The 12,771-nt window shown below is 41.0% G+C and carries 8 protein-coding genes and 2 pseudogenes; 5 read left to right on the top strand and 5 right to left on the bottom strand.

What is annotated here, in order from left to right:
• Positions 1–29: 29 nt before the first annotated feature.
• Positions 30–1,397 (bottom strand): amidohydrolase family protein, encoded by a 1,368-nt coding sequence (locus CWE13_RS10370; protein WP_126808383.1) that lies wholly within the window; start codon positions 1,395–1,397, stop codon positions 30–32.
• A 423-nt stretch (positions 1,398–1,820) separates the two neighbouring features.
• On the opposite strand from CWE13_RS10370, the gene CWE13_RS10360 reads away from it, so the two are divergent.
• Positions 1,821–2,036, top strand: coding sequence for a hypothetical protein (locus CWE13_RS10360; protein ID WP_198677950.1), 216 nt, complete (start codon positions 1,821–1,823; stop codon positions 2,034–2,036).
• A 1,991-nt stretch (positions 2,037–4,027) separates the two neighbouring features.
• Here CWE13_RS10360 and CWE13_RS10345 read toward each other — a convergent pair.
• From CWE13_RS10345 to CWE13_RS10330, 4 genes are all read right to left on the bottom strand, one after another.
• A complete protein-coding gene (locus tag CWE13_RS10345; RefSeq protein ID WP_126808380.1) occupies positions 4,028–4,213 on the bottom strand; it encodes a hypothetical protein in 186 nt (61 codons plus the stop codon).
• Between the two features lie 763 nt (positions 4,214–4,976).
• Positions 4,977–5,918: an SAM-dependent methyltransferase gene (locus tag CWE13_RS10340; RefSeq protein ID WP_126808378.1), complete on the bottom strand. Its 942-nt coding sequence runs from the start codon at positions 5,916–5,918 to the stop codon at positions 4,977–4,979.
• 15 nt (positions 5,919–5,933) lie between these two features.
• On the bottom strand, positions 5,934–6,485 hold the full coding sequence (locus tag CWE13_RS10335) for a hypothetical protein (RefSeq protein ID WP_126808376.1): 552 nt from the start codon (positions 6,483–6,485) through the stop codon (positions 5,934–5,936).
• 12 nt (positions 6,486–6,497) lie between these two features.
• Positions 6,498–7,340, bottom strand: a complete 843-nt coding sequence (locus tag CWE13_RS10330) for a hypothetical protein (RefSeq protein ID WP_126808374.1) — start codon at positions 7,338–7,340, stop codon at positions 6,498–6,500.
• 190 nt (positions 7,341–7,530) lie between these two features.
• Here CWE13_RS10330 and CWE13_RS12765 point away from each other — a divergent pair.
• The 4 genes and pseudogenes from CWE13_RS12765 to CWE13_RS10310 all read left to right on the top strand — a co-directional run.
• Positions 7,531–7,851: pseudogene (locus CWE13_RS12765) on the top strand (transposase); the annotation flags it as partial.
• Between the two features lie 732 nt (positions 7,852–8,583).
• Positions 8,584–9,737, top strand: a pseudogene (locus CWE13_RS10320) (IS3 family transposase).
• Positions 9,738–9,804: 67 nt separating this feature from the next.
• Entirely contained in the window at positions 9,805–11,337 is a 1,533-nt protein-coding gene (gene dgt, locus CWE13_RS10315) for a dGTPase (RefSeq protein ID WP_126808372.1), read from the top strand.
• The gene (locus CWE13_RS10310) at positions 11,330–12,016 is read left to right on the top strand and encodes a primase 1D-like protein (protein WP_198677949.1); all 687 of its coding nucleotides are present in this window, start codon (positions 11,330–11,332) and stop codon (positions 12,014–12,016) included. Before dgt ends, CWE13_RS10310 begins: the two co-directional genes overlap by 8 nt.
• Positions 12,017–12,771: the final 755 nt, after the last annotated feature.

Here is a 12,771-nt window from a genome sequence, read left to right as displayed (position 1 = left end):
TTTTAAGGTGAATCTATCTTAGAGACTGGCTAGTTGTAGCGTCGGCGAATGTCGCTTAACCGTTCATCGATGGCTTCTCGACTTAACCATTGACCTCGAACCACAACGCCCAGTGGGTTTTTTAGTGCGTCAGCAGACTCGAGCGGGTTGTCCTTTAAAAGCATAAAGTCAGCACGCTGACCTGCTTTGATGTGACCAAAGTTATCTTTGTCAGCAAAATAATATCCGGCGGCGGCAGTAGCTGAGTAGTAAATCGCCTCCAGTGGCATACCGGCGGCCTGCATCTTTTCGATCTCGTGGTGAATTGAGAATCCCGGTACGCTGAAGAGCTGCGGAGCATCCGTGCCGAAAATGATGGTTGCATCGGCGTCGTGCAGTGCTTTTAGCAGGTGCTGGCGGTTTTGTTGTTGAATATCAGCATGGCTCTGATTGAAGTACGCCATGCTCGGCCGGTTGTAGTAGTTGAGCCAGCTCTGACGAACTGATTCGGGCACGAAGGCAAGCTCGGGATACTGCGCTAACCTAGCCGGATCTTCTGCGCCAATTAAGGTCGACCACAGTGCTTGTGTTGGCACTATAGCTGTCTCATGGCTAAGCGTGAGTTCTACTAGGGTTTGTAGCTCCTCATCGCTTATAGGGCGATTCAGTGCATCTACATACTCAAGATAACCATCAAGATGGTCAATGGTGCGCTGGCCCTCGGCGAGCGCATTCTTTAGGCCGACCTCAGACGGAACATGGCCAGCAAAGTCGATATTCGCTTCACGGGCCGTACGCGCCAGGGCCTGGTACTCGGTAAGCGTTAAACCTGGGTGGATCTTAAGCAGATCCCAGCCATCACCGCTCTGGGTTAACACGCGCTGGGTCGCATCCTCTGCCGACTCAATACTATTACCATTAAAACTAGGTCCCGCCAGATAGAGAGTCGGGCCCATACGCGTGCCATCGGCGATATCTGATTTCAGCTCTAGCTGATGTGGATAACCGAGCATGCCGCGAACGGTCGTCACGCCGTTGGCGATATATAAAAAGAGCATGTCGTCAGCGTAAGTGGCTGGCAGTTCACCGAAGTCAGTGGCTGGTGGCACATGACCATGCATTTCCGTGAACCCAGGCAGGATATAACTGTTATTACCATCAATTCGCTCAGTGCCGGCGGTAAGAGAGGGTAGCAATTGAGAGTCTATCACCTCAATAATTCTACCATTTTGAATTACCACCGCCTGATCGTTGGAGATACGCGCATCACGCCCGTCCCAGTCGATGACGTTTACATTCGTAATCACCAAACTGGCGTTCAGGGGTGGGCCACTAGGAAGATCCTGCGGAGCTTTTTCACAGCCGACCAGAAGCGACGCTGCAAGTAGAATGGAGAGAGAGCCAATAAACCTAGTCATTCAAAATACCGGTGAAGTTAATAAATTACATCCACCTATCTTAGACTGCTGAACCCTGATCCGCCAAGCAAAACTGTGCCACATAAAGCGGTTTCAAAAGCTCAATTTTTTGACCTTTAGCAACGACAAAAAGATTTGCAGTGAACAAACAAGCTGACTTTCTATGTCGAAATATTTCAAGATTAAATCACCCTTTTCACCGATCGAACGCTTACCTGAAAACTTCCTGGCGCAAATAATTTGTTAATAATTGATAGCCGAGGAGCGGTATTTCCTTTTCCAGCATTGCGTAAGATTCTTTCGGAGACATTGATAAACCCCAAGATCAGAACATGTTTATATGTAACCGGGAAATTATAATAATGTAAGATGGTTCCTAAACCCTACCAATTACAGAGATTTTTTGTACTAATGGAGGATAGATTGAAAATACTACTTTTTGTTGCTGCTTTACTTACCAGTTTCACTAGTTTCGCTGATACTCAATCTACGGAGGAGTATCTTGAGGAAATTAACAAAGCATTCAGCCGCTTTTTTTCAGCAACAAACGGCAAGACCTATAGCCAGCAAATCAAAGCTATCGAAGAGCTTTATGTAGAGTTTGAGGATAATGACGCGTCCAACTTGGTAATCCGCTAGCTCTGCCTCTGGAGGGAGGTGAAAAATTAGGGGCTGAATGGGGTCGGCGATGTCGGACCGAAAATAGAGCAAACAGAGACTATGGATAAGATGGTTGAGGAAAAATAGGAGCTTATAAATGATTTACGGCCTTATACTTACAGTGTTTTCTATCTGGGGTTTGATACTATATTCAGGGCGAAGCGACATTTTGCCGAAAGCGATTGTGAAATCTATTTTTGCTCGATTTGTAAAGGGTAATAAATTCATGGCGGTGTGTTTTGTTCTTTTGCTCATGGTGGGGCTGATGAATATTCTTGATGTTATATGAGGGTGCACTAGGACTTGGCGCCGCCGTAGGAGAGGGACTCTCTACGTTAGCTAAGGGTTCTACTGGAATATTTGGTTCACGAGGAACTGTAAATGGCCTTGGTCGAGCAGTTGTAGAGGCAGGTGCAGATTTAACTGGAAATTCTACAGATATCAAAAATGTACTATTAAATGATGAAAAGTAACTCGATCTTATCAAAATTAATATACACCAAAGCTTTAGTGCTTTTGACATCAGCCGCTCTGTTACTACTCTGGATTTTTGATGTTGTTTTCTCTTATTTTAATTTTAAGACAACATTCTTTGAGTTTATAGTAATTGTAATCGTCTTTGATTTAGTGTGGGTGATTATTTTTGTACCCGTTGACTTTTTTATTCATTATAAAAAGCTGAAAAAATAAATAAGACAGTCACTTTAAGAATTATATATCCTGAATTCAGACAATAACCGCAACACTCATGCAATGGGATAGGTCGAAGGGAGGTCAGCTACGGACATGTGGTAGTCTTACTTTTCGACCAAAAAACATAAAAAAACCACCGCGAGGGTGGTTTTTTTATGTTGGCGCGCCCGAGAGGATTCGAACCTCTGACCTCTGACCTCTGCCTCCGGAGGGCGGTGGAGGCATAGGGGCTTAATCGGGATATTCAGTAAAAACAGTATGTTAAGTGGGTTCTTAAAGGGGTTTTTACCGGTATTTTACCCCATTTTAGATCATTCAATGTAAAATTATGGCACATAAAGCGGTTTCAAAAAGTTGAGTTTTTGACCTTTAGTCACGACAAAAAGATTTTCGGTCAACAAAAAAGCTGACTTTTAATGTCGAAATATTTCGACGTCAAATTACTCTTTTTACCGCTCGAGCGCTTACCTGAAAACTTCCGGGTGCTAGTAATTTGTTTACGATCGAAAGCCGAGGATCGGTATTTCCCTTTTCAACATCACGTAAGGTTTTGTCGGAGACATTGATAAATTTAGCGTAATCATTTTAATTCATACCACGGAGCGTTTTTTAGAAGCTTAAAAACGGAATGAGCACCAACTACTGGCTATCGAAGTTTTACTGAAGCTAAGCAACGGATCAGCGATTATGTTCTCGGTTATTACAGTCGATTGAGACCGCACTCTTACAACTGTGAATTAACACCATCTGAGTTGGAGAAACGATTCTGGAATAACTATAAACCCGCGGTCAATTTTACTTGACCACTACAAGACGTCATGGCTGACAAAATTGATGCGAGTAATTTGAGGCTTGTGATCAGTCTGAGCTATTTCTCGAGTTCAACTTTAAGGTGATTTGTCATAGAGCACCCCAAAGATAAATGCCCAGAAGCGAGCAGAACTAAGTACGACCAATGGGCGCGGCCCATGGTGGAACTCGGGTGCTTCGCACATGAATCAGGCATTACCGAAGAAGTTGTTTGATAGACCGGGATTGATATCGCTTATGGACAGTTACCATCGGCTCAAATGTAATTTATGAACCGCCGTAGTACGGAACCGTATGCCCGGTGGTGTGAGAGGACTGAGGCCGCGAGGCCTCCTCCTACTCGATCCTTTAACTGTTAATTTGCAGTAAGATTTGAACCATTGCTCGCCTTATTTTGTGTCGAACTCTGATCCAAAGAGTGAGTAACGCTCACTCTTTCCACCCAATCCATACCTATTCCACATTGCTTACGGTACTGTGTTGCAGCCAACCCCAGAACTCGTATCACATTGATCACGTCCTTGTGCAGTTGTTCCCCAACTAACACCATTTAAAAACTGGTAAAAATTTTCATTATCTGATGCAACAGGACTGCTATAGTTGAGCCCCATTAGCACGCTAACTGCAACGTATACCGCACTTTTCTTAAACATATCCTCTTCCTCATCTAAGTTATTGACTAATCTAATTTGTAACATAAAAAAATAAAATACAAGTCTTAAAAAAAGAAATTATCCTCCAATCAGTTATGTGTAAATTTCTTATTATCTTTCAAAAAAATATTTTGGAAAAAGCTCGGAAAGTCATTTCCAAAAATTAAAGATAGAATATTGAAAGGGGTTGAAGTACTCCACACCATCTTCACTATGCTTATTTATCAACTCCTGAATGTCTAGGTCTGATTTGTACATCGCTTGAATTAGGAACTTTCGCTGGTCAAGGGAATAGAAATCTATGACATAAGTATTGCTATTTCTAGAAAATGAAACTACTTTCGTTTTAATAAAATTGCTTACTATAACTTTATTATCTCCACTGGTGACTGCTTTATTTTTAAAGTCAACGTTTAATTCCAGTGGTAACCGGATGAAATTCAGCGCAAAACCGAAAATCATGTAACTAATACATATAATTAAAATTACACATGAATAATAAATAAGAGGTAGCGAATGCATCGATTCTAAAGTCATGGGTATGAGCAAAAAACCTTCCGTTCTCATTAACTGCAATACAGCTAAAATTATGAAAGTAGGAAGTAAAAGTCCTTTCAAAAAGGCGATTTTTGATTTTCTAAGAAACATGTATGAACCTTTTTATAGTTTAATATATAGCTGTTAGTTAAACATTTACGTTGCTAAGCAGTAAATTCGACATTTGGGATTCAATAATATACCTTTTATAAAAAATTAGATTAGACTAATTACATGCCTGTGCCAACATAAATTCGTAGATATTTATAATCGGGTTTATGCACCGGTAAGTATTTCCGAATCCGTCGTTAATTACGGAAGCACGTTCAAATTGAACGGTAGCCTTGTCAACATATACTGGATTCGCATAGTAGTCATTAAGATTGCTCAAACCACCGGCGAAGGATGGGCTAAGAGTTAATCTTGCCAACTCTTTTTGTGCTTCCGGCAACATTTTGTTTACCTCATTTAGCAACTCATCTCTCCATAGAGATGCCTCTTCCCAATATCGTTCAAAGCTGGGGGGATAGACAAAAATATCTTGTTTGTCATAATTTGAATATCCATAATATTTGTTCGACCTTAATCGAAAGAGAAGTATAAGGGACTTTTCGAAACCCAATCGCGAGACTAAATATGCTCGGGAGAAGCGGCCATTACAATCTAAAAATGGATGGCACAGGTTCAGATCTCTATAGACCTTTAAATAATCCATATCGCATATCGCCTTAGTATCATTTTCCGCTAGTTGGTTTATCATCCCTTTTAAGTCCTCAGGGGCTGGTTTGATATGCTTTGTTCCAAAAAAATTGACTGAGATATCTTGACTTCTTATATTTGTTTGCTCGTGGCTTATCAGACGTATACCTTCACTTAACATCTCAGTACTGAATTCTGATTTATTTATCAGATTGACTAATTCTGAAAAGGAAAATTCTGCGTCTTTTAAATAAAGATTGAATAGTGATTTACCCTCAAAAATAAAATTCTTTTCAATAAAATATTTTTGCCAAGTTAAAAATCGACCTAACTTTAAAGCTTCGTCGCCAGCAAATAGCCGCAAAGCCAACGTCTTAGAAATTAACGATATAGGGGTGGTATTAGCTGTCATCTTATAGGTCATAAAGCTTCCGAAAAAACTAAAACGTGATGTAGGGGCAGTTAACATACTGCCCCTACCCCTTTAGAGTGGCTTAAAATTGATTCCCCATGCATCAAACTCTTGATCAGTATACCCATCCATTCGGTAACTAAATGTTTCCAATATGGTATGAGTTTGAGAATTTCTATATTGACGGTCTTTCCCTTCTAAAATCAGTTCAATATCAAGTTCTTTGAATGAGTAGACTTCACCGTAATCGCAACTTCCATTACCATTTATGTCGATCCAAACTGAAATATAATCATAGATTTGATCGTCACTGTCGATTATACCGTTTTCGTTGGAGTCAAGTATTTCGAGAGACGATAGTGGAGTATCCGCATTAAAGGGGCGAACACTGGAGAAACCTACTTCGCGTCTATTAACAAAGCAATCGCCCGAAGTAGTATTTAAAAAAACTAATCCTCGTCCCCGCGGTAACGATTTATAACTCTCAACTCCAAACTCCGAACTATAAAGTACAAAGTGACTGCTATTGTTATTATTATCCTCGAACACAAGGTTGTTCTTATCAATTATTGGTGATACGTCCAAAACAATTACTGGCAAAATCAAAGAAGAAATTAAATTCATGTTATTTTCCTTTTATGGTATTTGCATTTCATCGCAAAAAAAAGCAGGAACCCCATGCCAGGGACATTGGTTATCATTATAGTCAGGCATGTGCCAAGAAGAATCCGAAACTATCAATCCGTTTTCATACGCAACCTGAAGCCTATTCCAAAGCGGATGAACGACATAGGTATGAACAGCCCAAGATGCGACTGAAACCCCTATAAAAGTGCCAACAACGCCTGCTACTGTTGTTCCAAGAAGAGTCGTTAAAGCTGCACTCGCAATCACTGTCGCAGAGAAGCCAAATATTAATCCCAGAATTTCGGGACCAAGGTTCTCCAACTCATTATAAATCAGTGCGTAGCTAATATTAACTCCGCTTTGAAGCAGAGTTACAAATGCGTTTAACTTTGTGACTGCGTTCATAAGTTCAAGTCTTGAATTTGTATCTAAGTCAATAGAAGCAATAATCGCAGACAACTCATTAGCGATTTGTAGTAAATTATTCTCAATTTGTTGCACTGATTCTTGCGCTAACGTCTCAGTTACTGATGGCTCGGGTGAAGTACCGCCACCGCCATCGCCGCCTGGGGACCCACAATCATATTGGCATTCTGGATCACCGACTGGATCAGGCTCCCAGAAATCTGGAGGGGCAGTGCCAATAACTCCTATTCTCTCCATCATATCGTCGCAAGCCATAAACCCACCTTCTTCAGTCTCACATTGGTCAGATGCATGGGCCACTCCTCCCCATCCAAATCCTGAAAGAAACGCCGCTGGGTTTTGATTTAAGTCTTTCGCTGGTTGGTAGTTTAACCCAAATACTACTGACCCCACGAAAATAGATATCACTGTCCGTTTTAGTCTCATATTGTAAATTCCCTAATTAAAATTAATATTATTCTATTAAGCTAAGTTTTTTAGAAACCGAGATTATTTTCCTCCTTTACTTTATGAATACCTGCATATGCCCATTCTTTTCAAAGGGTAATGTTGAATTGATAATAGTGCCCACTTCCCCTAATCTGATGCAGATTTAATAAAGTTTTCTGCGAGAGTAATAGCAGGGAACAACTATGAAAAATCAGGACTCACTGAAACGCAGATCATCGCGATCTTAAAAGAAACTGATGCTGGCGTGAAGGTCAAAGAAATTTGCCGAGAACGCGGTATCAGCAGCACCTATTACAATTGGAAATTCAAGTATGGTGGCATCGAGGCGTTCGATATCAAGCGCATCAAGGAGCTCTTCGCAAAAAAGGGTTAGTGACAGCAGATAAAAAAGACTACGCGAAAACGTTGTCTGACGCAGGCCTGAGTATTGTAAAAAGCATGTATCATAACGGATTTGAGTCGTTGTAGCTTTTCTCGGGTTGAGCGTGCCTGACAGTCTGGTGCAATGAACGCAATACTGAATTGGTTTATATCTAACCAGGAAAGCTCAAGTTTGGAGATGTGTCATTAGTGGGGAAGTGGACAATAGCATTAATTTATCAGCAGTGAGAATTGTCTATTACCGAAACACTTAGCCTAGGTAACCTAATTACTTTTACATCACGAATAAATAAAAATAGAAATACTTTCAGTAACGACTTACCCCAAGGTCTCTCAGGGTGTTCGCGACTAATAGATATCGGCATGAAATTTAAAGAGCAGATGCAGTTCGAAGGCTGCAATTACTAACCTTAATACAGAAAGGCATTTCTGTTGATTACGTCTAAAAATGTATAAATTAATGATAAGGGTGTCAACGGATTTATTTTTGATTTTGAAGGAAAATAGAGGGTAAACCCTCATTGATATTTTATATTTTATTGTTTTATGGAGTAATTATTTTATATATTATTAGGTATTAGATGAAACTAATAATTGAATCATTCGCTCTGCGAGGTTCGAGAACTGCACTTAGAAAGTGTCGATGACTACAGACTTACGTTAGCTTGTGTCCACTTCCCCTAAACTGAGACAGATTTAACTAGAATTCTCTGCGATAGTAACAGCAGGAGACGACTATGAAAAAATCAGGATTTACTGAAACACAGATCTGGTAAGGCCTGAGATTTATAGACATCTTTTATGGTAAAAATGTCACTATGACCATAAGAGGAAAATCATGAGTAAAGGTATTCGTTATTCCACCGAGTTTAAACAAGAAGCTGTGAACCAAGTGAAGATTCACGGCTATTCAACCGCTGAAGTAGCTGATCGTCTAGGTGTGAGCACAAAAGCAATCTATCGCTGGATTAAAGAGCTTTCAAAGCCAGTGGAAATAAGAGCGAAAGAGTCGGATTTTCGCGCTGAGATTGCGCGGTTAAAACGTGAACTCAAACGCACTGAACAAGAACGAAATATATTAAAGGAAGCCGCGGTGTTCTTTGCAGGCGAGTCAAAGAACGGTACCGGTTCATAAAATCTCGTCGTGCCAGTTACCCCATCAGAGTAATGTGTAAAACGCTTGGTGTGCATCCAAGTGGTTTCTACTCTTGGTTGAGAGAGCCCGTGAGTAAACGTGCCGAGGCTGATAAAAAGCTGACCGCTCAGATTAAGCAATGCTGGATTGAAAGCGGTGGTTTTCACGGGTATCGGAATATCTACCTTGATATGCGTGATGCAAACCAGTTTTGTGGCCGTGACCGCGTTTTACGGTTAATGCGCCAAGCGGCCATCAAAGCACAACGGGGATATGACGTGCCGCGAGGCTACTATGGTGGTAAGCCGGACAGTGTTGCTGAGAACGAACTAAATCGCGGCTTTGATGTAGAAGCACCAAACACGTGGTGGGTTACCGATATCACGTATATAAAAACACACGAAGGCTTTTTATTTTTGGCCGTTGTAATCGATTTGTTTGCTCGCAATGTCGTGGGCTGGTCGATGAGCGACCGTATGACCGAAGATATCGCCATGCAGGCGCTCACATCGGCGTACTGGCGTCGAAAGCCAACGGGTGAGGTTAAGATACACTCAGACCAAGGCTCTCAATATGCGAGTCTGCAGTTCTGAAAGTTACTTGAGAGTTACAATATTAAACCGAGTATGAGCCGTAGAAGAAATTGCCATGACAATGCGGTTGCGGAAAGCTTCTTTAGCAATTTAAAGAAAGATAAAATCCGACGTCGTATTTACGAAACGCGAGCAGAAGCAAGGCAGGCGGTGTTTCATTACATCGAGATGGTTTACAATCCGAAACGGCGACATACGAATAACCAACGTGTGTCACCAAACAACTTTGAACGTGAGTATTTTAAGCAACTAGAAGGTGTCTAGAATACTCAGGCTTTACCAGTTGCAATCACGCGAGACAACTTGATATTTAACAAAGGAATTATTGCGCATGAAATCATTAATAACAACTGACCGTCACCGCGTCTCGTCAGCGAGCCACAATTCCCTCATTGCGACTTCGCAAAGCGATCGGTCTCGGGTTATTTATTCAGCTTCTTTCCGCCGTCTTCAACAAAAGGCGCAAGTGTTTTCTCTTGAGAGTAACTCGTCAGTAAGATCCCGTTTGACCCATTCAATAGAAGTCTCACATATTGGTCGGTATATAGTTTCACAAATAATACAGCTAATTGATGACTCACAACCGGATTTTGATGATGAAGTTAAAAAATTCTGGCGTGAACATAGCTTAACTATATCTAATATCGTCGAAACTGCTTGCTTGATGCATGACATTGGAAATCCACCATTTGGTCATTTTGGTGAAGCCGCTATCGTCGATTGGGCCAATTCTAATGAACTTGAAGAAGCTTTAAAGTCTAGCCTTCGTGAGACCAGTTTTGACACTAATGAGCTTTCGGACGAACTACTACAAGACTTTAAGAATTTTGATGGAAACCCTCAAGGCTTCCGAATTGTCGCGAAAACCCAAGGGGATGACGGCTATCACGGACTAAATCTCACTTACACGCAGCTGACTGCTCTTTTAAAATACCCATATGACGCAGAAAGCCGAGATGTTAATCGAGACAAACCATTTACAAAGAAAGTTGGCTTCTTCAGGACGGAAAAAAAAGTAATCCATGATGCATGGAAAGCGTTGAACATGCCCGATAACTCACGTCATCCACTTAGCTTTCTGATGGAGGCATCAGATGACATATCCTACTGCTTAAGCGATATAGAAGATGGTATCGAGAAAAATGTTATAACGTTTGAGCAGTTTAAGGAAAGTTTAGAACCTCTACTATTAGAGCTAATTGGTGATGATAAAGACAAGAAGAAGTGCGAAACACTTATAGAGAAGCTTAATGGTAATAAGCACTCACCTATTAGTCCGTTTTTAGCTTTTAAAACTGAACTCCAAAACTTACTAGTAGCTTATGTTGCCGAAACTTTTATTGAAAGCTACGAGTCATTTTGTAATTTAAAGATAAATACCGATATTATTTCTGGTGACACTGTAGAGAAAAAAATTCTTGATGGGTTAAAAAGTTTTTCTAGACAGTATTTGTTCTCTTCCAGCGAAGCCGAATCCATCGAGCTTTCCGGATACGCTATAATTTCGGGGATTCTAGAAGAGTACCAACGGCTTTTAAAGCTCTCAAAGGATGAGTTTTTAATCGTAATAAACAATGATTTTAAGGCAGTTGCTGCAAAAAAACTGCACGTCCATAGGCGTTTGTTTAAAAAACTACCTGAGAAACACTTGCACTCATATAAGGCTGCAATTTTGGATAGAGGCATTTTGCCAGCAGAAAAATCAAGTGAAGTTGATGAAGAGGTTAGCATAAAGTTTTCAACTATTTGTCCAAAACAAGAGTGGATTCTGCGAGCGCATCTAATCGTAGATTTCGTCTCTGGTATGACAGATCAGTTTTCGATGGAGTTTTTCCAATCCATAAAGGGGATAAAAGTTGGCTAACGGACACGCAAACATACCTCATGGTTTTAAGCTGCACCGACATCCGTTTGGTTGGATCGCTCAACTATTAAGAGAATCAATGGCTCACGGAGTTATTGATTCATCTGCGCAACAAGAGTTTAGTATTTATGAATACACACCGCGTTCACTCAGGGATGCTCGTCGTGAATTTCTGATTCCTGTTTCACAAATAAATGAGCAAACAATCTTAAGCCTTATTATGGATATTCCACATCAATGCGAGCTGGCAGTGAACTCAAGAGTTTATAGCTTTGGCCAAGTTTACCATATTCCTATGATTGATTTTGGTTATAAGGGAGGAAGTCCTGCTGAGTCCGATCAGTTAATGGAATTTTGTCGATATTGGAATATGGGGTTTTACGTCTATTCCAGTGGAAGGTCTTATCATGGATATGGTAATAGACTGCTCGATCCGATGAACTGGATAAAGTTTATGGGTAGCCTACTACTACTAAATCAACCAAGTGGTTACAAATTAATAGATGAACGTTGGGTTGGTCACAGAATTTTAGGAGGATATTCCTCTCTTCGCTGGAGTAAAAACACTTCACACTATAAAAAATTCCCGACTTTTTGCGGGTCTATATCGCCAGACAGAGTTGATATTTCTCCTTCCGGAGAGCAACACTTTCTACCTCCGAAAAGTTTTATTCGCTAACGACAATACTTGTGTCAGTGAAATAAGCACCACTAGGTCAGCAAATAACTTTCCTATACTAGCGTTAAGGTGTAATCCTCCCATTTTAACGTGAAGTATAACAAGCAACTCAAGGAGCCGGTCAGGGGTTCCACATCAATATGTCCAAAAAATTAATGCTGGAAGCTTTGGAAATTTCCAAACAAGCACTCCCGTATTGTAAACCTAATCCTCCTGTCGGATGTGTGCTGGTTTAGGATGACCAGGTAATATCCAAAGGATTTACGCAAGCCATTGGCGAAAATCATGCTGAAATAGAGGCTTTAAATGCTCATTCAGGTGACCTAAATGACGTTACAGCATATGTTACTTTAGACCCTTGCTTTTTTTTTTTGGACGAACCGGAGCTTGCTCGAGCAAGCTTTTCACATCGGGTATAAAGCATGTAATTATCGCAATACTTGACCCAGATATAAGAAACAATGGCAAAGGCGCAGAGATGTTAAGAACGGGCGGTGTGAAAGTGGAGATCGGCCTGTGTGCTGGTACGGTGTCTCAATTTTGTTGCCGTACCTAGGAAAATCTGGGTAGAACCCAACACAGCACCGACGTTCAATTTGGCGGTCTCGGTGATGAATAGATTATGGAAACTAAAGACCTTCCCGAATGGGTAGTTGAGTCGCACCATTGGGAAGACCAACTAGCGCGTTTTTAATACTCTGGATCCGACCCAACGTCCGCTATGAGCGAGCAGCGGACCTTCTGAGTTTCAGTCT

This window comes from Aliidiomarina shirensis, assembly GCF_003987345.1.
In the GTDB taxonomy this organism is placed as follows: Bacteria; Pseudomonadota; Gammaproteobacteria; order Enterobacterales; family Alteromonadaceae; genus Aliidiomarina; species Aliidiomarina shirensis.
This window is presented reverse-complemented; position numbering and strand designations above follow the sequence as displayed.

Bases quoted from the DNA above. Each gene is read 5' to 3' on its own strand.
- CWE13_RS10370 (WP_126808383.1), bottom strand. From the start codon at position 1,397: ATGACTAGGTTTATTGGCTCTCTCTCCATTCTACTTGCAGCGTCGCTT.
- CWE13_RS10345 (WP_126808380.1), bottom strand. From the start codon at position 4,213: ATGTTTAAGAAAAGTGCGGTATACGTTGCAGTTAGCGTGCTAATGGGG.
- CWE13_RS10340 (WP_126808378.1), bottom strand. From the start codon at position 5,918: ATGTTAACTGCCCCTACATCACGTTTTAGTTTTTTCGGAAGCTTTATG.
- CWE13_RS10335 (WP_126808376.1), bottom strand. From the start codon at position 6,485: ATGAATTTAATTTCTTCTTTGATTTTGCCAGTAATTGTTTTGGACGTA.
- CWE13_RS10330 (WP_126808374.1), bottom strand. From the start codon at position 7,340: ATGAGACTAAAACGGACAGTGATATCTATTTTCGTGGGGTCAGTAGTA.
- dgt (WP_126808372.1), top strand. From the start codon at position 9,805: ATGAAATCATTAATAACAACTGACCGTCACCGCGTCTCGTCAGCGAGC.